The following is a 26,617-nucleotide window of genomic DNA, read 5'->3' on the forward strand; positions in this document are numbered from 1 at the left end:
AACGAACGGAGAGATACACAGGAAAAAATGCAAAAAGAAAGCCGGCACTGGGCCGGCTTTCTCACATCACTCGCGTGATCACTTGGTCAGGTCATCGAAGAAGCGTTTCACTCCTTCGAAGAAGCCTTCCGATTTGGGCTTGTGGGTCTTGGCGGCGGCGCCACTGAAGGACTCGTCCAGCTGGCGCAGCAGATCTTTCTGGGTGTCGGTCAGCTTGACCGGGGTCTCGATGACCACCTTGCACATCAGATCGCCGACCTGGCCGGAGCGCACGGACTTGACGCCCTTGCCCCGCAGGCGGAACAGCTTGCCGGTCTGGGTCTCGGCGGTCACCTTCAGCTTGACGCGGCCATCCAGGGTCGGCACCTCGATCTCGCCGCCAAGGGCAGCTGTGGTGAAGCTGATGGGCACCTCGCAGTAGAGATCGTTGCCGTCACGGACGAAGATCTCGTGCTCCTTGACGTGAACCTGTACGTACAGATCCCCGGCCGGTGCGCCGGCCTCCCCCGCTTCCCCTTCCCCGGAGAGACGGATGCGATCGCCGGTGTCGACCCCGGCCGGGATCTTGACCGACAGGGTCTTGGTCTTCTGGTAGCGGCCCTCGCCGTGACACTTGCGGCACGGATCCTTGATGATCTTGCCGCGACCGTGACAGTGCGGGCAGGCCTGCTGCACCGCGAAGAAGCCCTGGCGCATCTGCACCTGACCGGCGCCGTGGCAGGTCGGGCAGGTCTGGGCCGAGCTGCCGGTGTGGGCACCCGAACCGTTGCAGACCTCGCAGTGAACCTGAGTCGGGATCTTGATCTCCTTGGAGACCCCGCGCACCGCCTCTTCCAGTGTCAGCTCCATGTTGTAGCGAAGGTCGGAGCCACGGGCCGGGCCACGACGGCCACCGCCACGGCTACCGCCGAAGATGTCGCCAAACACATCGCCGAAGATGTCACCGAAATCGGCACCGCCGCCGAAGCCGCCGTGACCGCCGCCCTGGCTCTGATCCACGCCGGCATGGCCGTACTGGTCATAGCGGGCACGCAGGTTCTCGTCGGTCAGCACCTCGTAGGCTTCCTTGACCTCTTTGAACTTCTCTTCGGCGGCCGCATCACCCTGGTTGCGATCGGGGTGATACTTCATCGCCAGACGCTTGTACGCCTTCTTGATCTCGCGCTCGTCGGCACCTTTTGCCACCCCGAGCACTTCATAGAAATCGCGCTTCGACATACTCATCCTGTTGCTATATCAGCAGTTACGCAGACGGGCGTTGGTCACCCAACGCCCGTAAATTCATCGACCAAGCCGCTGGGCGGAGTGACTCCGCCCAGCTGGGTGTGGCTTATTTCTTGTCGTCTTTCACTTCTTCGAACTCGGCGTCGACCACGTCGTCGTCAGCCTTGGCAGAAGAGGAGGACTGACCGGCGTCAGCACCGGCGGCGCCTTGCGCCTGAGCCTGCTGCTGAGCGATCTCCATCAGCTTCTGGGACGCTTCCATCAGAGCCTGTTGCTTGGCTTCGATGGCGGCCTTGTCGTCGCCCTTGATGGCGCTTTCCAGCTCGGACAGAGCGGTCTCGATCTTGGTCTTGTCGTCCGCCGGCAGGGCTTCACCGGCTTCGGTGACCTGCTTGCGCACGGAGTGGACCAGACCGTCAGCCTGGTTGCGGGTCTGCACCAGCTCTTCGAACTTCTTGTCCTCGGCCGCGTTGGCTTCGGCTTCGCGTACCATGCGTTCGATCTCGTCATCGGACAGACCGGAAGAGGCCTGGATGGTGATCTTCTGCTCCTTGTTGGTCTCCTTGTCTTTCGCGGAGACGTGCAGGATGCCGTTCGCATCGATGTCGAAGGTCACTTCGATCTGCGGCAGACCGCGCGGTGCCGGGCGGATGCCTTCCAGGTTGAACTGGCCCAGGGACTTGTTGTCGCTGGCGCGCTTGCGCTCACCCTGCAGCACGTGAATGGTCACGGCAGACTGGTTGTCTTCGGCGGTGGAGAACACCTGGGACTTCTTGGTCGGGATGGTGGTGTTCTTCTCGATGAGCGCAGTCATCACGCTACCCATGGTTTCGATACCCAGAGAGAGCGGAGTCACGTCCAGCAGCAGTACGTCGGTCTTGTCACCGGACAGTACGGCACCCTGGATGGCGGCGCCCATGGCCACGGCTTCGTCCGGGTTGACGTCCTTGCGCGGCTCCTTGCCGAAGAAGTCGGCGACTGTCTTCTGCACCAGCGGCATACGGGTCTGACCGCCCACCAGGATGACGTCGTCCACTTCAGACACGGACAGGCCGGAGTCTTTCAGGGCGACACGGACCGGCTCCAGGGAGTCTTTCACCATGTCTTCAACCAGGGATTCCAGCTTGGCGCGGGTCACCTTGATGTTCATGTGCTTCGGACCTGTGGCATCTGCGGTGATGTACGGCAGGTTCACGTCGGTCTGCTGAGCGGAAGAGAGCTCGATCTTGGCCTTCTCGGCGGCGTCTTTCAGACGCTGCAGGGCCAGCTGATCCTTGCGCAGGTCGATGCCTTGCTCGCGCTTGAACTCGTCTACCAGGTAGTTGATGACGCGGTTGTCGAAGTCTTCACCACCCAGGTGGGTGTTACCGTTGGTCGCCAGTACTTCGAAGGTGGTCTCACCTTCCACTTCGTCGATCTCGATGATGGAGATGTCGAAGGTACCGCCACCCAGGTCGTATACGGCGACCTTGCGCTCACCCTTGACCTTGTTCACGCCATAGGCGAAGGCCGCGGCGGTCGGCTCGTTGATGATGCGCTTGACGTCCAGACCCGCGATGCGACCGGCATCCTTGGTAGCCTGACGCTGGGCGTCGTTGAAGTAGGCCGGTACTGTGATGACCGCTTCGGTCACCGGCTCGCCCAGGTAATCCTCGGCGGTCTTCTTCATTTTCTTCAGCACTTCGGCAGAGATCTGCGGCGGTGCCATCTTCTTGCCTTTGACTTCGACCCAGGCATCGCCGTTGTCAGCCTTGGCGATGGTGTACGGCATGATCTCCAGATCGCGCTGTACTTCGTCATCTTCGAAACGACGGCCGATCAGACGCTTGATGGCGAACAGCGTGTTCTTCGGGTTGGTGATGGCCTGACGCTTGGCCGGCTGACCAACCAGGATTTCGCCGTCATCGGCATAGGCAATGATGGACGGAGTAGTACGGTCGCCTTCCGCGTTCTCGATCACGCGAGCATGGTCGCCATCCAGAATAGCGACGCAGGAGTTGGTAGTACCCAGGTCAATACCGATGATTTTACCCATTTGACGAATCTCCAAATACTTTGAATAAACTGGCGAGGTACTCGCCTTAAATACGTTAACGGCTAGGTGGGGCCTGCCACTGTGGCTTTCAAGCTCCCGGCATCAAATTCTTGTCGCCCCGCATGGCAGGGGGCAGAACGAGGATGCCGCCGTGGCCTTGTCACTTATATGGGGTCGCAACTTCGCGCTTCAAGCCCCGATGCAAAAAAACTGTATCAACTGTGCCGATTTAACCTGAGCCCGGCAGAGGCCAGGTCTCGGCCAACAAAAAGCCCGCCGAGCGGCGGGCTCAATGGGGGGGATGAGGCTCAGGCCGGTGCCTTGGAAACCATCACCATGGCCGGACGGATGACGCGACCGTTCAGCTCGTAGCCCTTCTGCATCACGGCGATGACGGTGTTTGGCGCCAGCTCCGCGTTCTCGATCATGCTCATCGCCTGGTGGGCGTTGGGGTCGAACGGCTGGTTCTGGGGATCCAGCGCCACCAGACCGAACTTGGCTACCCCGCCCTGCATGGACTTCAGGGTCAGCTCAACCCCTTCGATCATGGGCTTGAGGGCTTCATTTTCCTTGTCGGCGAGTTCGATGGCGCGCTCCAGGTTGTCCAGCACGGGCAGCAGCTCACCGGCAAACTTCTCCAACGCGAACTTGTGAGCCTTCTCCACGTCCTGGGCCGCGCGGCGGCGCAGGTTTTCCATCTCGGCGACGGCGCGCACGGCACGCTCACGCTCGTCGGCAGCCGCCTGCTGGGCCGCCTCCAGTTGCGCTTCAAGCTCGGCGATGCGGGACTGCTCGGCTGTCACTTCACTGTCTACATCGGTCGGCTCGACTGGCTGGGCTTCCACTTGCTCCATCGCTTCAACCTTTTGCTCTTCGTGGTTCATGACATCTCCAATATTCAGGGTTACTTCAAACAATCGGGGCAGCCTAGCTGCGATCAATGGCGCTATTATGGGGACGCAGCCCTCGCTTTCAAGGGGAAAAGGCCAGAACATGGATGAGGAGGCCCTCTTGCCCACTCTTTCATCGCCGTTCAGGGCGGGATCAGCCAAGTCCGCATGGAGGCAGACAAATCCATACCAAAGCGCGGTATACTCCCCTCAATACTTGGCCCAGACCCGATAACCTATGGATTCTCCGTTCAAAACCGTTGCCCTCATCGGCAAGCCCCATCATGAGGGCGCCAACCAGACCCTCAAGGGCCTCTATCAATACCTGAGCACCCGCGGCTTTCGGGTGCTGCTCGAGAGCCGGGTCGCCCAGACCCTGGGGATCCAGAACGACAGCCTGATGGACTTGGTGCAACTCGGGGAGCAGGCGGATCTCGCCATCGTCGTCGGCGGGGATGGCAACATGCTGGGGGCAGCCCGGGTGCTGTCCCGCTTCGACGTGGCGGTGATCGGGGTAAACCGGGGCAACCTCGGTTTTCTCACCGATCTCTCGCCCCAGGATTATCTGCTGCCCCTGGAGCAGGTGCTCTCCGGCCACTTCAAGAGCGAACACCGCTTCCTGCTGGAGGCCGCCGTCTATCGCCATGGGGAGCGCAAGTCCAGCAACCTCGCGGTGAACGAGGCGGTGCTGCACCCGGGCAAGATCGCCCACATGATAGAGTTCGAGGTCTATATCGATGGCAGCTTCATGTACAGCCAGCGCTCGGACGGCATCATAGTCGCGACCCCGACCGGCTCCACCGCCTACTCCCTCTCGGCGGGGGGCGCCATCCTCACCCCCAAACTCAACGCCATCACGCTAGTGCCCATGTTCCCCCACACCCTGAGCAGCCGCCCCATTGTGCTGGACGCGGACAGCGAGGTGCGCCTGCTGGTCTCGCCGGATAATCAGGACGACGCCATGCAGGTGAGCTGCGACGGCCAGGTCACCCTAGCGGTGCATCCGGGGGACGAGATCCTCATCAAGAAGAGCCACCACAAGCTGCACCTGGTTCATCCGCTGGATTACAGCTACTTCCACGTGCTGCGCAACAAGCTCGGCTGGGGCAGCAAGCTGTTCTGACGCCATAGTCAAGCCCCTTTTGCATCCTGCTACGGGCCGACACTTTACTGTATGTAAAACCAGTATATACTGGATGCATACACAGTAATGTTGGCCCATACAGGATGAAACCATGCTGACCCAACTGACCATCACCAACTTTGCCATCGTCAAGTTTCTCGAACTCGACTTGCAAGCCGGCATGACCTGCATCACAGGGGAGACCGGGGCGGGCAAGTCCATCGCCATCGATGCTCTCGGGCTTTGCCTCGGGGAGCGGGCCGAAGCCAGCATGGTGCGGCCTGGCAGTGACAAGACCGAGGTCAGCGCGCGCTTCCTCCTGGATGGCAACCCCGCCGCCCGGGCCTGGCTCGTCGCCAACGAGCTGGAGAACGAGGGCGAGTGCATAGTGCGGCGCGTGCTCTCCGCCGAGGGGCGATCCCGCAGCTACATCAACGGGGTCCCGGTGCCTCTGGTACAGCTCAAGAGCCTGGGCCAGCTCCTGGTCAACGTCCACGGCCAGCATGCCCACCAGTTGCTGCTCAAACCCGATTACCAGCTCGCCCTGCTGGACGGCTACGCCGGCCATCACCTGCTGCTGGACGATGTGCGCCACCATTACCAGCAGTGGCGCCAGTTGCAGAACGAACTGAACCGACTCAAGGCCGAGCAACAACAGCGGGAGGCTCGCCGCCAGCTCATCGAGTACCAGGTGCAGGAGCTGGACGAATTCGCCCTGCAACCGGGGGAGTTTGAAGCGATCGAGGAGGAGCACCAGCGTCTGGCCAACGGCACCGAGCTGATGCAGGAGTGCGGCGCCTGCCTGGATCTGCTCTATGACAACGAGGAGACCACCATCGCCGGTCTGCTGCAGCTGGCGGTGGACAGGACCGAGACCCTGGTGGCCATGGACAGCCGGCTCGGCAACGTGCTCGGCATGCTCAATGAGGCCCTGATCGGCGTGCAGGAGAGCCACAGCGAGCTGCGCAGCTATCTCGATCGGCTGGAGCTCGACCCCGAGCGTTTCAACGAGCTGGAGGCCCGCCTCTCCCGCGCCATCAACCTGGCCCGCAAACACCATGTCAAACCGGCGGAGCTCGCCCACCATCATCAGGAGCTGGCCAGCGATCTCGCCCGTCTCAACTCGGACGAGGAGCGCCTCGAGGGCATGGAAGACGAACTGATTCGGGCCCGCCACGCCTTCGTACAGGCGGCGGAGGTGCTGAGCCAGAGCCGCCAGCGTTATGCCGAAGAGCTGGGGACCAAGGTGAGTGCCAGCATGCATGAGCTCGCCATGCCGGATGGCCGTTTCACCATAGAGGTGCGCCCCGATGCCCAGAGCAGCCTGTCGCCGCTCGGCATCGATCGGGTGGAATTTATGGTCACCACCAACCCGGGGCAGCCCATCCAGCCGCTCGGCAAGGTCGCCTCCGGCGGTGAGCTGTCACGGATCAGCCTCGCCATCGTGGTCATCAGCGCTCGCAAGATCTCCACACCGACCCTCATCTTCGATGAGGTGGACGTGGGGATCAGCGGCCCGACCGCGGCCGTGGTGGGGCGCCTCTTGCGCCAGCTCGGCGAGTCCACCCAGGTGATGGTGGTCACCCACCTGCCACAGGTGGCGGGCAAGGGCCATCAGCACATGGTGGTGAGCAAGCACACCGACGGCAAGACCACGGAAACCCAGATGCAGGCGCTCACTGCCAAGGCGCGTCTCAACGAGCTGGCCCGCCTGCTCGGGGGAGATCAGATCACCGACAACACCCTGGCCAATGCCCGCGAGCTGCTCGCCTCCTGACGCTCCTGACGGGAGGGGCCCAGTGCCCCTTCCGCCAGCATGGCACTGTCGACATCAGCATATTTGACTGCATAACCGTCATCTGGCGACGAATTTCATCCATCACAGCATCTCTGTCAGTCACAACCCGTTCACTCAAGCCGCCGCTGACCGATGTTGATCCCGTATCGCCCTGGCAGTAGAGTGAGTCGGCAACGCCGCTGGCTCAACTCTGAGTCTTCCCGGCCCTATACTCCTCTTTACCACGGCCTTCTTTACCATTGCGCATGACAGCTTCATGCAGCCGAGGCCCCCTATATCAGGACTCCCCCATGCTTCATGTGTTTGGTCACAAGAATCCCGACAGCGACAGCATCTGCAGCGCCCTGGTCACCGCCGACTGGCTCAATAGCCAGGGTCGCCCCGCCCAGGCCTTCGCCCTCGGTACGCCCATCGCCGAGACCCGCTTCATCCTGGAGACGGCAGGGGTCGAGGCGCCTCCCGTGCTGACGGGCAGCGTGGCCGACAAACCTGTCTTTCTGGTAGATTTCAGCGAGCTGGAGCAGGGACCGGAAGGGTTGGCCGATGCCGATGTGCAGGGGCTTATCGATCACCATCGCATCGGCACCCTGATCACCCGTGGCCCCCTCGATGCCTGGGTGAGGGCGGTGGGCTGCAGCGCCACCGTGCTGCTGGAGCTGATGGGTTATGATGACTTGTCCCGCGCCCAGGCAAGGCTGCTGCTGGGGGCCATCGTCAGCGACACCTTCAACTTCACCTCCCCCACCACCACGGAACAGGACAGGCTCGCGGTCGAGCGGCTGCTGCCCATCGCCGAACTGGAGCTGGCCCCCTTCGCCCAGACCCTGCTCGAGCGCCGAACCCAGCTGGGGGACCTGCCCCTCGCCGAGGCCCTAGTCGCCGACGAGAAGGCCTACCAGATGGCGGGTCATGCCCTCATGGTGAGCCAGATCTGTGTGATGAACCCGGCCGAGATAGAGGCCCGCACCGCCGAGCTCTACCAGGCCATGACAGAACGGCTGGCGCAGGACAAGCTGGATGGCTATGTGCTGATGCTGACCGATCTTGCCAGAGGGGAGAGCCAGCTCTTCTTCGCAAGCCAGGGCATACTGCCCGCCGAGCCTGTGCACCTGGCCGGCGCCGTCAGCCGCAAGAAGGAAGGGCTGCCCTGGCTGACCCGCTATTTCGCCCAGCAGCCAGCTTGACGCAATCCCCAGACCCTCGCCATCGCGAGGGTCTTCATTTCGTTAACAGATCTTTATCACCTTCTGCAGCATTTCCTTCATTTTCTATTCAACTCAGCCTGTTATGATGATGTAAACGGAGCCGGAGCCCACTGTTGTCGCTGACAACGAGTGACGCAGTCGGTACCGGGTTCGTTTGTTCTGACATTTCGCGGGCAGCCAAGATGGATGCCGTCTCAGGCCTCACCTGTCCCGCACCTGCCGAGGAGAACTGCTTATGAGCCCGACCAATATAGTGCTGTTGCTGGAAGGCAAGGATTACGAGCAGGAGACGCTGGCCAAGGCGAGCCGACTGGCCCAGGCCATGGGCAGCAAACTGACCCTGTTGCACCTGACTCACAGCAGCAAGATACGCCAGCAGAGCCTGTCGCTGTCACAGGAAGAGCGCAGCGCCCAGGGCACCCTGGATGCCAAGGCCGTCATCAGCCAGCTCATCACCCAGTTGCACCATCCGGTGGATTACCAGTGTCTGGTGGTGGACGACGTGGTCTCCGAGCTCAGACGCTGGCTCTCCTCAGAACCCGGTACGCTGCTGCTGGTAGGCAGCCGCCACCACTGGATGGAAGGATCCCTGGCACGCCTGCTGCTCTACAAGCTGCCCGTCGATATCCAGATCTGCCATGAGCCCTATGCTGAGCCCCTCAAGGCCGTCGGCTGACTGACCCGGGCCCGCCCCCTGCGCGGGCCCTCTCCCCTCCAACCTGCTGGTTTCTCTGGGCCTGTTGAGAGGCCCTCTCTTGCTACCTCGCCATTGCGTGAGCCCACTAGCCGCGGCACGACCGCCAAATGACGCCCGAACCCGCCCTGGTGACAGTTCTATCTACACGTTTACTTACATATTGTTCGCTGTTTTTTAAGCCCCATTTGCTGCAGCATAGGGCCCCTGCGCCTCTTCGCAGGTTTCCGTTCAGGTAGATAAATGAAAAAACTCCCCAGACAGGGCAAGCTTGCCCTGCTCGTGATCGTCCCGCTGGCTCTCATCATCGGGTTCGCCTGGCCCAGCAAGAAACCGGATCCCGTCCTGACCGCCACCGTCACTCGCCAGGACGTGGAGCAGACGGTGCTGGCCAGCGGCGTCCTCCAGGCCATCGAACAGGTGGATGTGGGTGCCCAGGTCTCGGGCCAGGTCACCTATCTGGCGGTCGAAGCCGGACAGCAGGTCAAGCAGGGGGACCTGCTGGCACAGATCGATCCCCTCATCGCCCAGAACAACCTCAAGACCGCCGAGGCGGATCTCGCCAGTCGCCGTGCCCAGCTCAAGATCAAGCAGGCTCAGCTCAAGCAGAACGAGCTGGCCTGGCGCCGCCAGCAGCAGATGTTCAGCCAGGAGGCGAGCTCCCGCGCCGATCTCGAGAGTGCCGAGGCGCAACTGGCGGTCACCAAGGCGGAGTTACAAAGTGCCCAGGCCGACATCGACAACGCCGTCATCAAGGTCGAGCGCACCAAGACCGAGCTCGGCTACAACCGCATTCAGGCCCCCATGGACGGCACTGTCATCAGCATAGTGACCCGCCAGGGGCAGACCCTGGCCGCCAGCCAGACGGTGCCGACCCTGCTCAAGCTCGCCAATCTCGACACCATGACGGTCAAGGCCCAGATCTCCGAGGCCGATGTGACCAAGGTCAGAGCCGGCATGCCGGTCTATTTCACCCTGATCGGGGACCCGGATACCCGCTATCCCGGCACACTGCGCACCGTCGAGCTGGCCCCCACCAATATCAACGATCAGACCACCAGCACGGCGACCACCAGCAACGCCGCCATCTACTACTACGCCCTGTTCGATGTGCCCAACCCGGATCACCATCTGCGGGTCGCCATGACGACCCAGGTCACCATAGTGCTTGGGGAACGCAAGCAGGTGCTGGCCATCCCCCAGACCGCCCTCGGCAAGAAACTCGGCGACAGCGAATATGAAGTGACCCTGCTCAAGGGGGATGAGCACAGGGAGACCCGTCGCATCAAGACCGGCATGAAGGATGACATCAAGATTGAGGTGCTGAGCGGCCTCGACGAGCAGGACAAGGTGCTCCTGGATCAGGGCAAGCCCATCCACGACGATGAGCCGGAGGGCATGCTGTGAGCGAGCCGCTGATCCAGCTCAAGGGTATCGAGAAGCGCTACCAGAGCGGGGAGCAGGAAGTCACCGTACTGCACCCGCTGGATCTCTGCATCCAGGGGGGGGAGATGGTCGCCATCGTCGGCGCCTCCGGCTCCGGCAAGTCCACCCTGATGAACCTGCTCGGCTGCCTCGATCGCCCGAGCGGAGGCCAGTATCTGTTTCACGGGCAGGATACCGCTCGGATGGATGCCCTGGCCCTGGCCCGCCTACGCTGCCACCATTTTGGCTTCATCTTCCAGCGTTACCATCTGCTACCCCACCTGGATGCGGTCGCCAACGTGGAGATCCCGGCGGTCTACGCCGGCACACCCCGCGCCGAGCGTCAGGCCCGTGCCCAGGCCCTGCTGACGCGCCTTGGCCTCAGTGAGCGCGGCCACCACAGGCCGGGGCAACTCTCCGGCGGCCAGCAGCAGCGGGTCAGTATCGCCCGGGCTTTGGCCAACGGCGGCGAGGTGATCCTGGCCGATGAGCCCACCGGCGCCCTCGACAGCCACAGCGGCAAGGAGGTGATGGCCATCCTGAAGGAGCTGCACGCCCAGGGCCACACCATCATACTGGTGACTCACGACATGGCGGTGGCCAACCACGCCGACCGCATCATCACCCTGCGCGATGGCCGGGTAGTGGAAGACAGCACCCGGGCCACTGGCCCTGACGAGGGCTCCCCCACGGCTGAACAACGCCAACCTTCGGGGCAGCCCGATGCCCCCAAGGCCAGTCACGGGCCGCTGGGCACGAGCATCAGCCGGCTCGGCAGCCAGGGCTGGGATCGCTACCGGGAGGCGGGGCGTATGGCCCTGCACGCCATGCTGGCCCATCGCATGCGCACCTTCCTCACCATGCTCGGCATCATCATCGGCATCGCCGCCGTCGTCAGCGTGGTCGCCCTCGGCCAGGGGGCGCGCGCCAAGGTGATCAATGACATCAATGCCATGGGCACCAACACCATCGACATCTTCCCCGGCAAGGACTGGGGGGACGAGAAGGCAGCCAGCATCCAGACCCTGAATGAGGGGGATCTCAGGAGCCTGCTCGGCCAGCCCTATCTGGAGGGGGCCAGCCCCCAGATCGCCACCTCGGGCCAGCTCCGTTATCGCAACAAGACCAGCAGCGGCAGCGTGGTGGGGGTCGGCAGCGACTTCTTCCGGGTCAAGGGGATGACCCTCACCCAGGGTCGTCTGCTCAACGAGCAGGATATCCAGCGCCGGACGGCGGTGGCCGTGGTGGATGGCAAGACCATAGAGAGCCTGCTCGGCAAGGTGGACCCCGTCGGCCAGGTGGTACTGGTCGGTACCCTGCCGGTGCGCATCATCGGCGTAGTGGCCCAGGAGACAGGGTTTGGCCCCAGCAGCCAGTCGGTCAACATCTGGCTGCCCTACAGCGCCGTGATGAGCCGCCTCATCTCCCAGAACCACTTCAGCCAGCTCACCATCAGGGTCAAGGACGGGATCCAGCCCGCCCTGGCGGAACAGGCGGCGGTGGCCCTGCTAACCCAGCGCCACGGAGTGAAGGACTTCTTCACCTTCAGCAGCGACAGCATCATCAAGTCGGTGGAGAAGACCACGGCCACCCTGACCATGCTGGTCTCCGCCATCGCGGTGATCTCCCTCATCGTCGGAGGGGTCGGGGTGATGAACATCATGCTGGTCTCCGTGGTGGAGCGCACCCGGGAAATAGGGATCCGCATCGCGGTGGGGGCCCGCCAGTCCGACATATTGCAACAGTTCCTGATAGAGGCCGTGATGGTCAGCCTGCTGGGGGGCCTGCTCGGCATCGGCCTGGCGCTGCTTATCGGCTTCATCTTCTCACTCCTGGTAGCGAGTTTTCAGATGTCCTTCTCCCTCTTCTCCATCCTGATGGCCTTCGGCTGCTCCTCCCTCATCGGGATCCTGTTTGGTTACCTGCCTGCCCGCAACGCGGCCCGGCTCGATCCGGTCGAGGCGCTGGCGAGAGAATGATGATGCACCACTTACCCAGTCAGAGGCGGCGCCTCTTGTCAAAACCGGCGCTCGGCCTCGCCCTTACCCTGGCCCTGAGTGCCTGCAGCCAGCAGAGCACCTATCACAGGCCCGAGCTTGCCGTGGCGCCGCAGTGGCAGCAAGCCAGCGAGGGACTCCAGCAGCAGCAGGCCGGTCTCTGGTGGCAGGGCTTTGACGATCCCGCCCTCAACCAGCTGGTGGAGGCGGTGCTCGCCGCCAACCCCGACATGCAGGTGGCGGGCCTGCGGCTCAAGAGCGCCCTGCTCGGCACCGATCTCGCCGACACCAACCTCACCCCCTCGGTCAACGCCAATCTGGGGGCAAGCGGCACCAAGAACCTCAAGGACGGCAGCGCCAGCAGCAGCATGGGCCCCTCCCTCACCCTGAGCTATGAGGTGGATCTCTGGGGCCGGCTCGCCGCGGTGCGGGATCAGGCGAGCTGGGAGGCAGAGGCCAGCGAACAGGATCTCGCCTCCACCCGCTTGCTGCTCATCGGCAAGACCCTGGAGCAGTATTGGCAGCTGGCCTACCTCGGCTCGGCCATCACGCTGGGGCAGCAACAGCTGCTCAACTATGAGCGGGCCGAGCGGCTGACCCGGGCCAAATATGAGGCGGGCGCCATCACCCGCCTCGATCTGGTGCAGGCCAGCCAGCAGAAGGCGGGCAAGCAGGCGGAGCTGGCCTCCCTCATCCAGCAGCGGGAGCAGGCCGGCAACGCCCTGCGCCTGTTGCTCGGGCGCAGCCATGGCCCGCTGGCCTTTGCCCCCACCGCGCTGGCCATGCACCCCATTCCGACCCTGGCGGTCGGCATACCGGCGGATGTGCTGGCCCGGCGCCCGGATGTACGAGCCGCCGAACTCAGGTTGCGCAAGACCCTCGCCAGGGGGGACGAGATCCGCACCGGCTTCTACCCCGCCCTGAGCCTCACCGGCGGGGCCAGCACCACCTCGGACACCCTGACCCAGGTACTGAGCAACCCGGTCGGCACCCTGGGAGCTAGCCTGGCCCTCCCCTTCCTCGAATACAACAAGACCCGGCTCAGCATCGCGAGCTCCGACATTGACTACCAGATTGCCGAGACAGAGTTCCGCAAGCAGCTCTACACCGCCCTGCTTGAGGTAGAGGACGGCCTGGCGGCGCGCCGCCAGGGGGAGCAGCGCCTGCACTATCTCGAGCAGCAGCTGGGGTACGCGAAAGAGGCCGAGCGGCTGGCCCAGGCTCGCTTCCGGGCCGGGGCCAGCGGGGTTCAACCCTGGCTGGATGAGCAGAACCGCCTGTGGGACGCCGAGCTGGCCCTGCTCGCCCAGCAGCAGGCCCAGCTCAACACCATGGCCGGGATCTACCGGGCCCTGGGGGGAAGCGATCGGGGTTAGGGGATGCCGGCGAACTCGCCACATCCTGCAACGAGGGGGACAAAGTCCCCCTTTTTCGTGCCGTTTTCTTGTTCACAAAGCAATTGATAATAGTTTTCATTTGCCTGAGAATGGGCGCCATCGCCTGTCAGGAGTACTCATATGTCACAGCCCGCCCCGGTCAACCGCCCCCGCCTGCTCACCGTCAAGCATGTCCACGATGTGGGGCCGAACCTGCGCCGACTCTGCCTGACCAGCCCCGAGCTGGCAGATTATCCCTTCACCTGTGGGGGCGCTCACATCAAGATCATGCTGCCCCAGGCTGGTCAGCAGCAGATCGTGCTGCCGACTCCCGGCCCCAAGGGACCCCGCTGGGAAGATCCCAGCCAGAAGCCCATCATCCGCACCTTCACCATACGGGCGTTTCGCCGCGAGGCTCTGGAGCTGGATATCGACTTCGCCCTGCACGGGGACATAGGCCCAGCCAGCCGTTTTGCCCTGCAGGCCAAGCCCGGTGATCAACTGGCCGTCTCCGGCCCTGGCGGCCCGGATCCCATGCTGCAAGCGGCCGAGCACTACTACATGGTGGGGGATCTCAGCTCCCTGCCCGCCATCAGCGCCATGGCCGAGACCATGCCCGCCACGGCTCAGGGCCACATCGCCCTGCTGGTACCCCATCAGGAAGATGTGCAGGATCTGTCGCTGCCAAGCGGTGTCAGCCTGCGCTGGTTTGTCGGCTCGCCCGAGCAGACAGAGCCATTGGTGAGCTATTTCACCGCCCTGCCCATGGTCTCGGAGCTGAGCTATTTCTGGTTCGGCGGCGAGGAGGGATTGGTGGTGCCCCTGCGTCGCCACGTCAGACGCACCCTGGAGGTGGATCGCCAACGGGTCTACGCGGTGCCCTACTGGCGCAGCGGCAAGGATGAAGACGCCTATCATCAGGACAGACACGCCGTGATGGACAGCTGATATCCGCTATTTTCCTTATATAAATCAGGCCTATCCCGGCTCGGGGCAGGCCTGAACTTCAGACCGATTTCCACTCTTTTTTTCCCCTCCCCCCCATCTTGGTGATCCCAACACCAGGGCTTGCATTCGAGAAAGACAGCAAGATAATGATAATCACTCTCAATAAAGTGTTCTGTCATTGCCTCACGCCCTAACCCGGAGCCAGTGAGTCGAGGCAGGTCACCCACCCCAGGTACAGCAAGGTAATCCAGATGGCAGTTTTGAATTCGGTAATGCGCGCCTTTGCAGTTGAAGCCCTCCCCACCCCTGCCGACCTGTTGGCACAACACCCTTGTCCCAGTGAGATGGCGCAGCAAATTGACCAGCACCGCCACCAGGTGCGCCAGATCTTGAACGGCGACGACGATCGCCTGCTGGTGGTGATAGGCCCCTGTTCCATTCACGATCCCCTCGCCGCCCTCGACTATGGGCGGCGCCTGGCAAGGCTAGCCGCACAGTATCAGGACAGCCTGCTCATCGTGATGCGCACCTACTTCGAGAAGCCCCGTACCACGGTCGGCTGGAAGGGTCTGGTGTTCGACCCCCACCTGGATGGCAGCAACGACATCAGGCACGGCCTCCACCTGGCCCGCCAACTGCTGCTCGACATCAATCAACTCGGGCTGGCCACCGCCACCGAGTTTCTCGACACCACCAGCTTCCTCTATCTGGCCGATCTTATCAGCTGGGGTGCCATAGGGGCGCGCACCACGGAGTCCCAAGTGCACAGGCAACTTGCCTCGGCCCTGCCCTGCCCCGTCGGCTTCAAGAACGGAACGGATGGCAATATCCGGGTGGCCATCGATGCCATTCAGGCCAGCGAGGCGTCGCACCTGTTCACCGCACCGGGCAGCCAGGGGGGCATAGTGGTTATCAAGAGCGAGGGTAACCCGAGCGGCCACATCATTCTGCGGGGCGGCACTCTCCCCAATTACCATCAGAGCGATGTGGAGGAGGCCGCCGAGCGGCTGGCACGCCAGGGGCTCAGCCATCGCCTGATGGTGGATTGCAGCCATGGCAACAGCCAGAAGCAGCACAAGAACCAGATCCGGGTCGCTGGGGAGCTTTGCCGCCAGCTGAGTGAGGGGAGTGAAGCCGTCGCCGCCGTCATGGTGGAGAGCTTCCTGGAAGGGGGCAGCCAGAAACCGGCCCCCCTGGGTGAGCTGCAATACGGCCAGTCCATCACAGATGCCTGTCTCTGCTGGGAGGACAGCCAGAGCCTGCTGGCCATGTTGGCCGATGCGGTGAAGGCCCGCCGACGCGCAGCCCAATCAGCCGCGGTCCAGAGTCATCCCGAACATATCCAGCCCATCAGCCAGAGCGTCTTATAAATATCGGAGACGGGGCCATCGCGGCCCCGTCTTTCCATCTGGTTCCTTCATCTCGTCAATTTCGTTAATCCCCCCAAATAAGGGTTTCAAATAGACCATAAATAGTCTCTGAAATAATACGGGAAGGACATTTCCTATTTCATCGGAACGAAATGTATGCACGACGTCCCTGCCACTCCCCCCTGCAGTCGGTGAAACATGAGGGGCAGTCCTGGATTCATGCCAACATGGTCGATTGAACAGACGGGCTGTATGAGTCCTTAATAAGAGGGGTCGGGATAGTGATAGGGATAGCAATGGCTTAGGCCCTTGTGTCAGACACTGTCATTTATTGCCTGACGGTGAGCCCAATCACTCAGAGTTCGGCCGCATAAATAGTAGGCGGCTCGCCGTGCCTATCGGCCAATATGACCCCACAAATAATAATGCCGCCCAGCAGGCGGCATTATTGATCAACTGACGAAGGCTATCAGATCAGGAAGTCGTTCAGATCCTTGCCCAACGCAACTTGCTCGGCAATGGCCTTGGGCATACGGCCCTGACCGGTCCAGGTCTTCTCCTGGCCATCTTCCTGATACTTGTACTTGGGAGGACGCGGGGCACGCTTGCTCTTGGTGGAGCCAGTGGCCGCAGGCGCCGCGGCAGTACCGATCAGCTCGCGGGGATCGATGCCGGCTTGCTGCAACATCTCGGTGAATTCGCTCAGCTTGCGCTGACGCTCTTCTTGCTCTGCACGCTCTTGCTCAACAGATTCGGCGCGCTCGTTATATACCAGATCAAACTTCTCTTTCGCTTCTTGCAGCTGTTCAAAGGGCAGTTCACGAATGGCAGCACGCAGGCTGCGAATGTTCAGCAGAACTTTCAGAAACTCGTTCATTACTTCCTCACAGAATTATTTTTGTTTGTCACAGGGGTAACACAATTTGAGAATAGCACGGCTGTTCCATAACAACATAATGATTTTATAGCCATCAGAGAATGCTTGGCATATCCATCATCATTATTCACGGAGGTAAATTCATTCTCATATTTTATAGATAAGCCGCCTTAACAGGCATAATTAAACTCACCAGTACGCGGGAGAGTTTACCGCTGCTATCGCTTATCTGATCACCACCCACAATGTTGTCGCCTCAATCCAGCGCCTTTTCATCCCCATACTCAGGCCGACGTTCTTGGTGACTGGGTACATGCCTGTCGAATATTGGCCCCCATGCCGGACCAGGGTCGCGGCGACTCAACGTCACTCAATATGGCGCCTTGGCCTGGTCGCTTATCCAATCGATAAATGCCTGGATCTTGGGACACTGGCGGTTGGGCAGGGTGGCGAGGTAATAACGCTGGGTGCAGCGCACCTCCATGGCCGGGAAGGGGGCAACCAGCTCATTGCGCGCCAGCCGCTTGCTCACCAGGCGCTTGCGGCCCATGGCGACGCCGGCGTGGTTCATGGCGGCGATAATGGCGAGATCGGAGCGATCGAACCCCATGTTCGACTGGCAGTCTGTCAGAGAGAGTCCCACCTGCTCGGCCCAACTGCGCCACTCGTCGGCCTCCGAGTCATGACCCCAGGCCTGCCTGTCGTGCAGCAGGCGACAGTGCTGCAAGTTGTCCGGGTTGTTCCACAGCCGATGTTGCTCGGCGTACTCCGGGCTGCATACCGGCACCATGTATTCGTCCATCAGGGGGTGAATGGCGAGTCGCGCTGGTGTCTTGTCATCGAAATAGAGCGTCAGATCGATGCCGTAGCCGTGCAGGTTGATGTTCTCGTTACCGGTCATGATGTTGAGCTCGATCTGGGGATGCTGGCGGGAGAAGTCCGCGAGCCTTGGCACCAGCCAGCACTGGGCGATGGAGGGGCGAGAATAAACCGTCAGTGATCCCGACAGCTCCTGGCTCTTGATCTCCAGGATCTCCTGATTGATGAATTCCAGCGACGACTTGAGCGCCCAGAACACACGCTGCCCCTCCGCCGTCAGCTCTACCTTGCGATGAAAACGCTGGAACAGCTTGAAGCCGAGCTCCTCCTCCAGGGCGCTGATCCTGTGGCTCACCGCACTCGGGCTGAGGGCCAGCTCATCGGCCGCCAGGGCGAAGGAGCCATGTCTTGCCGCCGCTTCGAAGGTGTGCAGCTTCGATAGCTGATAGCCATTGAGCAGCTTGTTTCTCGATAGATAGTTCTCTTCGGTATACATCCGGCGTCACCCTTTCCTCGCCCAAGAAGGGAGACAGGATACCCAAGACAGCCCCACTTAGGATGCACCAACCGAATCCAAATCACATTATCTAGATTAAATGTGATGCAAGTGGTGGTTTTGCATCAACTGAGCTCATCCAAGACGCCATTTTCATCATTTGTCAGCCTCCTCGTCCTTGCCGTTCAATAGCCCCATCAATCACAGCCCATCACTCAAGTCGAGGCGCAGTATGAATTCTGAAATGTGGGTCGTCGGTACCTTGCTGACAAGCATCATCCTGATCGTCTTCACCATAGTGAAGGGCAAGGTGCATCCCTTCCTCGCCCTGCTGCTGGCAAGCTTCTATGTGGGCACCATGATGGGGATGAACCCGGTCAAGATGGTCAACGCCATGGAAGAGGGCATAGGCGGCACCCTGGGCTTCCTCGCCGCCGTCATCGGCCTTGGCACCATACTCGGCAAGATGATGGAGGTGTCCGGCGCCGCCGAGCGCATCGGCCTCACCCTGCAGAAATGTCGCTGGCTGTCGCCCCAGGTGACCATGGTGCTGGTCGGGCTGGTGTGCGGCATCACCCTGTTTGTCGAGGTCGGGGTAGTGCTGCTCATTCCGCTCGCCTTCTCCATAGCCCGCAAGACCAACACCTCCCTGCTGACCCTGGCGATCCCGCTCTGCACCGCCCTGATGGCCGTACACTGCATAGTACCGCCCCATCCGGCCGCGCTCTATGTCACCAACCAGCTGGGAGCCGACGTGGGATCCGTCATCGTCTATGGCCTCGCGGTCGGGCTGTTCGCCTCCCTCATCGGTGGCCCGCTGTTTCTGAAATTGCTGGGCAAGCGGGTTCCCTTCAAGCCGGTGCCTGCCGCTTTTGCCGACATCCAGGCACGCAACGAGGTCGACCTCCCCTCCCTTGGCGCCTCCCTCTTCACCGTGTTGCTGCCCATCCTGCTGATGCTGGCCAAGACGGTGGCCGAGCTCAACATGGATCAGAGCACTCACCTCTATACGGTGCTGGAGTTTATCGGCAACCCCATCACCGCCATGTTCATCGCCGCCTTCACCGCCTACTACGTGCTGGGGATCCGCCGGCGCATGCAGATGGAGGGGCTGCTGAACCAGACCGAGCAGTGCTTCTCCTCCATCGCCAACATACTGCTGATCATCGGCGCCGGCGGCGCCTTCAACGGGGTGCTCAAGGCCAGCGGCCTGGGGGACAGCCTGGCCGGCATCCTCTCCCAGCTGGACATGCACCCCATACTGCTGGCCTGGCTGGTGGCCATCATACTGCACGCCGCCGTGGGCTCCGCCACCGTGGCCATGATGGGCGCCACCGCCATCGTCTCCCCCATCATGGTGCACTACCCCGACATCAGCCCCGAGATCATGACGCTCGCCATCGGCTCAGGGGCCATCGGCTGCACCATGATCACCGACTCCCTGTTCTGGCTGGTCAAGCAGTATTGCGGCGCCACCCTGAACGAAACGCTCAAGTACTACACCAGTGCCACCCTGGTCGCCTCCCTGATGGCGCTTGCCGGCACCTTCCTGCTCTCCTATATCGTATGAACAGACAGAGATATCCCATGAAAAACATCGATGTTTCCCAGCTCACCGCCCAGTTCCCGCTAGCTCAGAGGTTGATCGATCTCGAGCCTGTGACCTGGTTCAATCCCAATGCCACCTCCCTCACCGTCGGTCTGCCTTATGTCGGCCTGAACCTGCAGGATGTCGCGGATGCTTCGGCCCGTCTCGCCCGCTTCGCCCCCTACCTGTGTGAGGCCTTCCCAGAGACCCGCGCCAGTCAGGGGATCCTGGAGTCAGAGATCGCCGCCATTCCCGCCATGCAGGCCACCCTGAACCAGCGTTACGGCGTCGAGGTGAGTGGCCGGCTGCTGCTCAAGAAAGACAGTCACCTGCCCATCTCCGGCTCCATCAAGGCCCGCGGCGGCATCTACGAGGTGCTGACCCACGCCGAGCAACTGGCGATCAAGGCGGGCTTGCTGCGCACAGAAGATGACTACAGCAAGTTGTTCTCCGACGAGTTCCGCCAGTTCTTCGGCCAATACAGCATCGCGGTGGGATCCACCGGTAACCTCGGCATGTCCATCGGCATCATGAGCGCCAAACTCGGCTTCACCGTCACCGTCCACATGTCCGCCGATGCGCGGGAGTGGAAGAAGCGCAAACTGCGCGAACATGGCGTCATCGTGGTGGAATACGCCGAGGATTATGGCGTTGCGGTGGAGCAGGGGCGCAAGGAGGCCGAGCGCGACCCCAACTGCTTCTTCATCGACGACGAGAACTCCCGCACCCTGTTCCTCGGCTACTCGGTGGCCGGCGAGCGGGTGAAGAAACAGTTCGATGAGATAGGCATAGTGGTGGACGCCGAGCACCCGCTGTTTGTCTACCTGCCTTGCGGCGTGGGCGGTGGCCCGGGCGGGGTCGCCTTTGGCCTCAAGCTCGCGTTCGGGGATAACGTGCACTGCTTCTTCGCCGAACCCACCCACTCCCCCTGTATGCTGCTCGGGGTCCACACCGGGTTGCACGATCAGATTTCGGTACAGGATTTGGGCATAGACAACCTCACCGCCGCCGACGGCCTGGCGGTGGGGCGCGCCTCCGGCTTCGTCGGCCGCGCCATGGAGCGGTTGCTCGACGGCTTCTACACCCTGACCGATCAGGAGATGTATGACCTGCTCGGATTATTGGCCCGTGACGAACAGATCCGGCTCGAACCCTCGGCGCTGGCCGGCATGCCGGGCCCCTGGCGAGTAACGGCCGACAGCGCGTGGCAGGCGGCGCAGGGACTGGATACCGCCCGCATGGCCCGGGCGACTCATCTGGTGTGGGCCACCGGCGGCGGCATGGTGCCTACCGAGGAGATGGCAAAATATCTGACCACAGCCAAGATCTAAGTTTTTTCAACTGTCAAACCCGCCTTCATGGCGGGTTTTCTCTTCATGGATCAGCGAGATGGCACAGCTTTTGATCTGTGGATACTGACCCCAGCCTCCTCACCGTTGATGTCAATCCCCCCAAGTTGGTTATTTTGTGATACGATAGTGGCCGTTTTTTGACAATTGCGCGTCGTTGTCACCCAGATCCAGCGAGATCTGGGGCAAAATCACTGCCGATGACGAGCCGATGTGCGATGCAAAAAGTGACCTGGATGAGCCTGACTGATGGGTATACCCGTCGCAGGGCAATCACCAAGCGCACCTTAGATAAGGAGATCGGACGATGAAACAATATCAAAGCTGGCTGGGACAATATCTGATGAGCCGCCGCGATGGCGACCATGCCATGGCATCCGAGCTCGCCAGCTCCATCTGCGAATTCTGGCAATCTCAGGGAGATGAGGCCGAGCTCAGCAAGTGGCAGCAGATCTACCAGCAACACGTCGACAAGACCACCTGACGGCTGAGGTGACAAGCCGTCACCCATAAAAAACCGGCGCTCATGGCGCCGGTTTTTGCTTTCCAGAAGCGGGATATTACATCTGGTCGATCATGTCCTGGGCAAACTGGGAGCAGGAGCGCAGGGTGGCGCCTTCCATCAGTCGCTCGAAGTCATAGGTGACGGTCTTGTTGGCAATCGCCTCTTCCATCCCCTTGACGATGAGGTCGGCCGCCTCGGTCCAGCCCAGGTGGCGCAGCATCATCTCGGCAGAGAGGATGAGGGAACCCGGGTTGACCTTGTCCTGACCGGCGTATTTCGGCGCGGTGCCGTGGGTCGCCTCGAACAGGGCCACGCCGTCGCCGATGTTGGCACCCGGGGCGATACCGATACCACCGACCTGAGCGGCCAAGGCGTCGGAGATGTAGTCACCGTTCAGGTTCATACAGGCGATGACATCGTACTCGGCCGGGCGCAGCAGGATCTGTTGCAGGAAGGCGTCGGCGATGACGTCCTTGACGACTATAGTCTTGCCGGTCTTCGGGTTCTTGAAGGAGCACCAGGGGCCGCCGTCGATCAGCTGGGCATCGTACTCTTTCTGGGCCAGGGCATAGCCCCAATCCTTGAAGGCACCCTCGGTGAACTTCATGATGTTGCCCTTGTGCACCAGGGTCACGGAGTCGCGATCGTTGTCGATGGCATACTCGATGGCGGCACGGACCAAGCGCTCTGTACCGGCCTTGGACATGGGCTTGATGCCGATGCCACAAGACTCGGGGAAGCGAATTTTCTTCACGCCCATCTCGTTTTGCAGGAAGGCGATGACCTTCTTCGCTTCATCGCTGTCCGCCTTCCACTCGATGCCGGCATAGATGTCTTCGGCGTTCTCGCGGAAGATCACCATGTCGGTCAGATCCGGACGCTTGACCGGGCTCGGGGTCCCCTCGTAGTAACGGACCGGGCGCAGGCAGACGTAGAGGTCCAGTTCCTGGCGCAGGGCCACGTTCAGGGAGCGAATACCGCCACCGACCGGAGTGGTCAGCGGGCCCTTGATGGCGACGCAGTATTCACGAATGAAATCCAGGGTTTCGGCCGGCAGCCAGGCACCTTCGCCATAGACATGAGTCGACTTCTCGCCGGTATAGATCTCCATCCAGGCGATCTTGCGCTCGCCTTTGTAGGCTTTCTCGACCGCGGCATTCACCACATTCAACATGGCAGGGGTCACGTCCACACCGATGCCATCCCCTTCGATGAACGGGATGATCGGGTTGTGGGGGACATTCAGCTTGCCGTTGGCATCGACTGTGATTTTTTGGCCCTGGGTCGGGATAACTACTTTGCTTTCCATCGGCATCTCCTAACTTCCGTTTGTTATCAATCTGATCGTTGCGCGCGGCCATCTTAGCCCATCCATTTGCATAATCAAATGGCGGGCGTGCATGTCCGACCATAGTCGAGTACTGGATCACAATGCGTCCAATCCACTCGCATCGGACTCACCATCATGCCAGCCAGCCTGTGTTTTCCGAAGGCGCTGATGGCGTCAGGCCTCATCCTGGCAGCGCCTCCCCCTGCCCTTGTGGCTGGCTCAGGGAGCGATACTGGGAGGGTGTCAATCCGGTCTTTAGCTTGAACACCCGGCAGAAATAATTTACATCGCCGTAACCACAGCGGGTCGCCACCTCTTCCAGCCGGAATCGATACTTTTTGAGCATGAATTTCGCCCTATCTATCCGCACCCAGCTGATGTAGTCCGCCAATCGCATGTGGCCCTGCTCGCGAAACAGGTGGGAGAGGTGGCTCGCCGAGACGTTGAAGCGATGGGCGATGGAGTCCCGGCTGATGGGGCGGTGGAAATTTTCCTGGATATAGATGCAGATCCCGTGGAACAAGTCCGCCCCCCGCGGCCGCTCGGCGGCTGACTCTGCCAACAGTTGGCGCGTACTGGTGAGCAGCGCCTGCAGCAGGTGGTTGTCGGTGGGGGAGCGACCGGAATCCTCGACCAGCGCATTGAGCGCCGCCAATATGTGTTCAATCACATGACCGGCCCTGGCCATGATGCTGTGTTTTTGCACGTCGAAAAAATCGGGCTCGTCGCGGCGCTTGCTCACCAGGCTGAAACCGAGCTGGCGCTTGCCAAACAGCAGGCTCAGCACGGAGCAGTCGGTGGTCCATTCTGGCTTGTTCCAGCCGTTGGGGGGGATGTAGAGTGCCTGCCCCGGTAGCACGCTGACTTGCTTGCAGCTCGATTCCCTGTCCCAGATCTGGTTGAGGTATTCACCGCTGAACACCAGTTCGAGGCGGGGAAAATTGACCTGATAGCTGAACCCCGGCGGCACCCCCTGATCCTGGGCGAACCAGATCTGGTCAAAAGGAGCCTGCTCGTTGATGGCGCCATCGAGCAGTTGGCTGAAGATGAGTGACATGTTGATCCCAGTCAAGAGAGGGGCAAGCGATTGCGGCGCACGCGACCGCCCATGTTATAGTCCGGCCCTGGCGTGCAATACCACCTTTTTCTTCACCCGGACTTTTTCAAAATTAACGAGGCGTCCCATATGAGCTGTCGCGATCTGCCCTCCTTTTTGTTGATGCACAACCCGATCCAGGGCTACGACTGGGGTAGCCATGACGCCCTCACCCGCCTGTTTGACATCCCCAACCCGGATGGCAAACCCCAGGCCGAGCTGTGGATGGGCGCTCATCCCAACGGCTGCTCAGAAGTGACGATCGCAGGCAATGCCCAGAAGCTCTCCGCCCTGATCGACGCAGCCCCCGCCGCCGTCCTGGGCGAGGCGACTGTCGCCCGCTTCGCGAGCCTCCCCTTCCTGTTCAAGGTGCTGTGCGCCGAGAAGGCGCTCTCCATCCAGGTGCACCCGAGCAAGGCCCAGGCCGAGGTCGGCTTCGCCAAGGAAGAGGCCGCCGGCATTCCCCTCAAGGCGGGCAATCGCAACTACAAAGACCCTAACCACAAGCCGGAGCTGGTGTTTGCCCTCACCCCCTACCAGGCGATGAACGGTTTTCGCGCCATTCCCGCCATACTGGCGCTGTTCGAGCGGGTCAAGGTGTCAGCCCTCGGCGAGCTGGTCGCGGGTCTTGCCGCCAACCAGAACGAGGCGGGCTTGCAGCACTTCTTCCATCAGCTGCTGATCCTGGAAGGGGCGCGCAAGGATGAAGCGCTGGCGGGCCTGCTGGCCTATGCCGCCGCGCATCAGGACGAAGAGACCTTTGCCCTCATCACCAGCCTGGCCGCCCAGTACCCGGGAGATGTGGGCCTCTTCTCGCCACTGCTGCTCAACGTAGTGACCCTGCAGCCGGGTCAGGCCATGTATCTGGATGCCTGCACCCCCCACGCCTATGTGCGCGGTACCGGCCTTGAGATCATGGCGAACTCGGACAACGTGCTGCGCGCCGGCCTCACCCCCAAGTACATAGACGTGGCGGAGCTCCTGGACTGCACCCGCTGTGTGGCCAAACCGGATGATCAGATCCTGCTTGCCCCCCGCACCGAGGGAACCGTACAGCACTTCGACGTGCCGGTGCCGGATTTCACCTTCAGCGTCTATCCGGCCGGTGAGCACGCGCTCACCACCGCCAGCGCCGAGATCCTGTTTGCCATCGATGGCGACGTCCTGCTCAAGCAAGGGGACGAGACGCTGCGCCTGGAGAAGGGGCAATCCGCCTTCATCCCCGCCGCCACCGGCCACTATCAGCTGCTGGCCGAGGGCCGGGTCGCCCGCGCAGGCAACCGCTGCTGACAGGTGGCCCGGCGCCTCTCGCTATGATCGATAGCCACTGGCTGACCCCGCTCTGGACGCTATTCGAGCAACAGCCCTTGGCTCAGGGTATCGGTCTCGCGGCCATGCTGGTCGGGATCAGCGCCTTCCGGCAGCGGGATGACGGGCGTTTTCGACTGCGCCTCTGCCTCTATCAGGGGGCCATAGTCCTTCACTTCCTGCTGATGGGGGCGAACACGGCGGCCCTCAGCGCCGGCCTCAGCTGCGCACGCACCCTGGTCTCGGGGCGCACCCGCAGCCCCTGGATCATGTCATTCTTTCTGGTGCTGGTCTGGGGCCTCGGCATCCCGGGGATCAGCAGCCCGGTGCAGTGGCTGCCCATCATAGGGACCACCATAGGTACCTGGGGGCTGTTTCGCGCCAAGGGCATAGGGCTGCGCCTCTCCATGTTGGCGGGCGGCCTGTGCTGGACCTGCCACAACATCCTCATCGGCTCCATCGGCGGCAGCCTGATCGAGCTGAGCTTCCTCTTCGTCAACTGCCACACCATGTACCGCATGTGGCGCCAGCCGGTGCCAAGGGCCAGCTGACACACAGGATGACCCCCGCAGGGCGCAGAGACGAGCCAGGTGCATACGGCAGACACAATAGAAAACCCCCACCGTCCTCGCGGGCGGTGGGGGTTTTGATTATCGGCCAGATAGGTGGGCCCTTGGGGCCATCACCTGGCTAGTGTTCTGCCGTTTCCGGCTGGGGCGCCTCGGCGCGCTCCCGCTGCAGTTCATCGACCCTGGCCTGCCATTTGTCGTGGGCCTGTTTCTGGCCCTGTGATTCAAACTCCTGGCGCATGGTGTCGATCTCTTGGTCAAGTTTTTCCATCAGGATGTCTCCTTACATCTCGGGTTACACACTGGCTGACGGCACTGTTTGGCCAACCTGCTCCCTCGTTTCGACTGTGCTGTCTCTTCGAAGGTTCAGTGAAATTAACGATTGATTGTGGATAATTCAATCTAAAAATTGGTTATAAATGCAGATCACAGGGCCATGCCCCACTCACAAACAGGGGCTGAGTTTTGCCAAACAGCTCACAGTTTACCCAGGGAGCAAGGCGCACAAATCTCCAGACCAAGCTTCACCTGCCACCCCATCGATTCTCCCGTCTCTTTCCAATCCATTTTCACAACCACTCATAACCAACTGTTT

The 26,617-nt window shown here is 61.7% G+C and carries 22 protein-coding genes; 14 read left to right on the top strand and 8 right to left on the bottom strand.

Features of this window, described 5'->3' with window-relative positions:
* Positions 1-78: 78 nt before the first annotated feature.
* The 3 genes from dnaJ to grpE all read right to left on the bottom strand — a co-directional run bounded on the left by dnaJ (position 79) and on the right by grpE (position 4,143).
* Positions 79-1,218 carry a molecular chaperone DnaJ gene (gene dnaJ, locus ACT5M9_RS05165; RefSeq protein ID WP_438548780.1) on the bottom strand — a complete coding sequence of 380 codons (1,140 nt, stop codon included), beginning with the start codon at positions 1,216-1,218 and terminating at the stop codon, positions 79-81.
* 112 nt (positions 1,219-1,330) lie between these two features.
* Positions 1,331-3,259, bottom strand: a complete 1,929-nt coding sequence (gene dnaK / locus ACT5M9_RS05170) for a molecular chaperone DnaK (RefSeq protein WP_438548779.1) — start codon at positions 3,257-3,259, stop codon at positions 1,331-1,333.
* Positions 3,260-3,567: 308 nt separating this feature from the next.
* The gene (gene grpE, locus ACT5M9_RS05175; protein ID WP_438548778.1) at positions 3,568-4,143 is read right to left on the bottom strand and encodes a nucleotide exchange factor GrpE; all 576 of its coding nucleotides are present in this window, start codon (positions 4,141-4,143) and stop codon (positions 3,568-3,570) included.
* A gap of 244 nt (positions 4,144-4,387) precedes the next feature.
* On the opposite strand from grpE, the gene nadK reads away from it, so the two are divergent.
* From nadK to ACT5M9_RS05220, 9 genes are all read left to right on the top strand, one after another.
* The gene (nadK, locus tag ACT5M9_RS05180) at positions 4,388-5,272 is read left to right on the top strand and encodes an NAD(+) kinase (RefSeq protein ID WP_457981216.1); all 885 of its coding nucleotides are present in this window, start codon (positions 4,388-4,390) and stop codon (positions 5,270-5,272) included.
* 112 nt (positions 5,273-5,384) lie between these two features.
* Complete coding sequence (gene recN, locus ACT5M9_RS05185) at positions 5,385-7,049, top strand: DNA repair protein RecN (protein WP_457981214.1); 1,665 nt, start codon at positions 5,385-5,387, stop codon at positions 7,047-7,049.
* Positions 7,050-7,360: 311 nt separating this feature from the next.
* The gene (locus tag ACT5M9_RS05190) at positions 7,361-8,254 is read left to right on the top strand and encodes a manganese-dependent inorganic pyrophosphatase (protein ID WP_457981212.1); all 894 of its coding nucleotides are present in this window, start codon (positions 7,361-7,363) and stop codon (positions 8,252-8,254) included.
* 256 nt (positions 8,255-8,510) lie between these two features.
* Complete coding sequence (locus tag ACT5M9_RS05195) at positions 8,511-8,951, top strand: universal stress protein (protein ID WP_457981210.1); 441 nt, start codon at positions 8,511-8,513, stop codon at positions 8,949-8,951.
* Between the two features lie 261 nt (positions 8,952-9,212).
* Entirely contained in the window at positions 9,213-10,376 is a 1,164-nt protein-coding gene (locus ACT5M9_RS05200; protein WP_457981208.1) for an efflux RND transporter periplasmic adaptor subunit, read from the top strand.
* The gene (locus ACT5M9_RS05205; RefSeq protein ID WP_457981206.1) at positions 10,373-12,373 is read left to right on the top strand and encodes a MacB family efflux pump subunit; all 2,001 of its coding nucleotides are present in this window, start codon (positions 10,373-10,375) and stop codon (positions 12,371-12,373) included. The genes ACT5M9_RS05200 and ACT5M9_RS05205 overlap by 4 nt, the downstream gene beginning before the upstream one ends.
* Positions 12,374-12,408: 35 nt before the next feature.
* Entirely contained in the window at positions 12,409-13,767 is a 1,359-nt protein-coding gene (locus ACT5M9_RS05210; protein ID WP_457981204.1) for an efflux transporter outer membrane subunit, read from the top strand.
* 141 nt (positions 13,768-13,908) lie between these two features.
* Positions 13,909-14,715, top strand: a complete 807-nt coding sequence (locus tag ACT5M9_RS05215) for a siderophore-interacting protein (protein WP_438548770.1) — start codon at positions 13,909-13,911, stop codon at positions 14,713-14,715.
* 251 nt (positions 14,716-14,966) lie between these two features.
* Complete coding sequence (locus ACT5M9_RS05220; protein WP_457981202.1) at positions 14,967-16,085, top strand: 3-deoxy-7-phosphoheptulonate synthase; 1,119 nt, start codon at positions 14,967-14,969, stop codon at positions 16,083-16,085.
* Between the two features lie 469 nt (positions 16,086-16,554).
* Here ACT5M9_RS05220 and ACT5M9_RS05225 read toward each other — a convergent pair whose 3' ends face one another.
* Together ACT5M9_RS05225 and dsdC are read right to left on the bottom strand one after the other, a co-directional pair.
* Positions 16,555-16,962 (bottom strand): H-NS family histone-like protein, encoded by a 408-nt coding sequence (locus ACT5M9_RS05225; protein ID WP_438548768.1) that lies wholly within the window; start codon positions 16,960-16,962, stop codon positions 16,555-16,557.
* Positions 16,963-17,332: 370 nt separating this feature from the next.
* Positions 17,333-18,277 carry a DNA-binding transcriptional regulator DsdC gene (gene dsdC / locus ACT5M9_RS05230; RefSeq protein WP_457981200.1) on the bottom strand — a complete coding sequence of 315 codons (945 nt, stop codon included), beginning with the start codon at positions 18,275-18,277 and terminating at the stop codon, positions 17,333-17,335.
* Positions 18,278-18,509: 232 nt separating this feature from the next.
* On the opposite strand from dsdC, the gene dsdX reads away from it, so the two are divergent.
* From dsdX to ACT5M9_RS05245, 3 genes are all read left to right on the top strand, one after another.
* Positions 18,510-19,847 (top strand): D-serine transporter DsdX, encoded by a 1,338-nt coding sequence (gene dsdX / locus ACT5M9_RS05235; RefSeq protein WP_457981198.1) that lies wholly within the window; start codon positions 18,510-18,512, stop codon positions 19,845-19,847.
* Between the two features lie 17 nt (positions 19,848-19,864).
* Positions 19,865-21,196: a D-serine ammonia-lyase gene (gene dsdA, locus ACT5M9_RS05240; RefSeq protein ID WP_457981196.1), complete on the top strand. Its 1,332-nt coding sequence runs from the start codon at positions 19,865-19,867 to the stop codon at positions 21,194-21,196.
* Positions 21,197-21,521: 325 nt separating this feature from the next.
* The gene (locus ACT5M9_RS05245; RefSeq protein ID WP_349918723.1) at positions 21,522-21,698 is read left to right on the top strand and encodes a hypothetical protein; all 177 of its coding nucleotides are present in this window, start codon (positions 21,522-21,524) and stop codon (positions 21,696-21,698) included.
* Positions 21,699-21,774: 76 nt separating this feature from the next.
* Here the strand turns inward: ACT5M9_RS05245 and icd are convergent, their stop codons facing one another.
* Positions 21,775-23,028, bottom strand: coding sequence for an NADP-dependent isocitrate dehydrogenase (icd, locus tag ACT5M9_RS05250; protein ID WP_457981195.1), 1,254 nt, complete (start codon positions 23,026-23,028; stop codon positions 21,775-21,777).
* 202 nt (positions 23,029-23,230) lie between these two features.
* A complete protein-coding gene (locus tag ACT5M9_RS05255) occupies positions 23,231-24,106 on the bottom strand; it encodes a helix-turn-helix transcriptional regulator (protein ID WP_457981193.1) in 876 nt (291 codons plus the stop codon).
* A 129-nt stretch (positions 24,107-24,235) separates the two neighbouring features.
* Here ACT5M9_RS05255 and manA point away from each other — a divergent pair, with 129 nt between their 5' ends.
* Together manA and ACT5M9_RS05265 are read left to right on the top strand one after the other, a co-directional pair.
* Positions 24,236-25,435, top strand: a complete 1,200-nt coding sequence (gene manA, locus ACT5M9_RS05260) for a mannose-6-phosphate isomerase, class I (RefSeq protein WP_457981191.1) — start codon at positions 24,236-24,238, stop codon at positions 25,433-25,435.
* A gap of 23 nt (positions 25,436-25,458) precedes the next feature.
* The gene (locus tag ACT5M9_RS05265; protein WP_457981190.1) at positions 25,459-26,004 is read left to right on the top strand and encodes a YgjV family protein; all 546 of its coding nucleotides are present in this window, start codon (positions 25,459-25,461) and stop codon (positions 26,002-26,004) included.
* A gap of 139 nt (positions 26,005-26,143) precedes the next feature.
* Here the strand turns inward: ACT5M9_RS05265 and ACT5M9_RS05270 are convergent, their stop codons facing one another.
* On the bottom strand, positions 26,144-26,293 hold the full coding sequence (locus tag ACT5M9_RS05270) for a hypothetical protein (protein WP_438548761.1): 150 nt from the start codon (positions 26,291-26,293) through the stop codon (positions 26,144-26,146).
* Positions 26,294-26,617 lie beyond the last annotated feature (324 nt).

Source organism: Aeromonas sp. AE23HZ002T15 (assembly GCF_054165525.2).

Excerpts from the sequence above, each read along its gene's own strand:
- dnaJ (WP_438548780.1), bottom strand. The coding sequence starts at position 1,218 with ATGTCGAAGCGCGATTTCTATGAAGTGCTCGGGGTGGCAAAAGGTGCC.
- dnaK (WP_438548779.1), bottom strand. The coding sequence starts at position 3,259 with ATGGGTAAAATCATCGGTATTGACCTGGGTACTACCAACTCCTGCGTC.
- grpE (WP_438548778.1), bottom strand. The coding sequence starts at position 4,143 with ATGAACCACGAAGAGCAAAAGGTTGAAGCGATGGAGCAAGTGGAAGCC.
- nadK (WP_457981216.1), top strand. The coding sequence starts at position 4,388 with ATGGATTCTCCGTTCAAAACCGTTGCCCTCATCGGCAAGCCCCATCAT.
- recN (WP_457981214.1), top strand. The coding sequence starts at position 5,385 with ATGCTGACCCAACTGACCATCACCAACTTTGCCATCGTCAAGTTTCTC.
- ACT5M9_RS05190 (WP_457981212.1), top strand. The coding sequence starts at position 7,361 with ATGCTTCATGTGTTTGGTCACAAGAATCCCGACAGCGACAGCATCTGC.
- ACT5M9_RS05195 (WP_457981210.1), top strand. The coding sequence starts at position 8,511 with ATGAGCCCGACCAATATAGTGCTGTTGCTGGAAGGCAAGGATTACGAG.
- ACT5M9_RS05200 (WP_457981208.1), top strand. The coding sequence starts at position 9,213 with ATGAAAAAACTCCCCAGACAGGGCAAGCTTGCCCTGCTCGTGATCGTC.
- ACT5M9_RS05215 (WP_438548770.1), top strand. The coding sequence starts at position 13,909 with ATGTCACAGCCCGCCCCGGTCAACCGCCCCCGCCTGCTCACCGTCAAG.
- ACT5M9_RS05220 (WP_457981202.1), top strand. The coding sequence starts at position 14,967 with ATGGCAGTTTTGAATTCGGTAATGCGCGCCTTTGCAGTTGAAGCCCTC.
- ACT5M9_RS05225 (WP_438548768.1), bottom strand. The coding sequence starts at position 16,962 with ATGAACGAGTTTCTGAAAGTTCTGCTGAACATTCGCAGCCTGCGTGCT.
- dsdC (WP_457981200.1), bottom strand. The coding sequence starts at position 18,277 with ATGTATACCGAAGAGAACTATCTATCGAGAAACAAGCTGCTCAATGGC.
- dsdX (WP_457981198.1), top strand. The coding sequence starts at position 18,510 with ATGAATTCTGAAATGTGGGTCGTCGGTACCTTGCTGACAAGCATCATC.
- dsdA (WP_457981196.1), top strand. The coding sequence starts at position 19,865 with ATGAAAAACATCGATGTTTCCCAGCTCACCGCCCAGTTCCCGCTAGCT.
- ACT5M9_RS05245 (WP_349918723.1), top strand. The coding sequence starts at position 21,522 with ATGAAACAATATCAAAGCTGGCTGGGACAATATCTGATGAGCCGCCGC.
- icd (WP_457981195.1), bottom strand. The coding sequence starts at position 23,028 with ATGGAAAGCAAAGTAGTTATCCCGACCCAGGGCCAAAAAATCACAGTC.
- ACT5M9_RS05255 (WP_457981193.1), bottom strand. The coding sequence starts at position 24,106 with ATGTCACTCATCTTCAGCCAACTGCTCGATGGCGCCATCAACGAGCAG.
- manA (WP_457981191.1), top strand. The coding sequence starts at position 24,236 with ATGAGCTGTCGCGATCTGCCCTCCTTTTTGTTGATGCACAACCCGATC.
- ACT5M9_RS05265 (WP_457981190.1), top strand. The coding sequence starts at position 25,459 with ATGATCGATAGCCACTGGCTGACCCCGCTCTGGACGCTATTCGAGCAA.
- ACT5M9_RS05270 (WP_438548761.1), bottom strand. The coding sequence starts at position 26,293 with ATGGAAAAACTTGACCAAGAGATCGACACCATGCGCCAGGAGTTTGAA.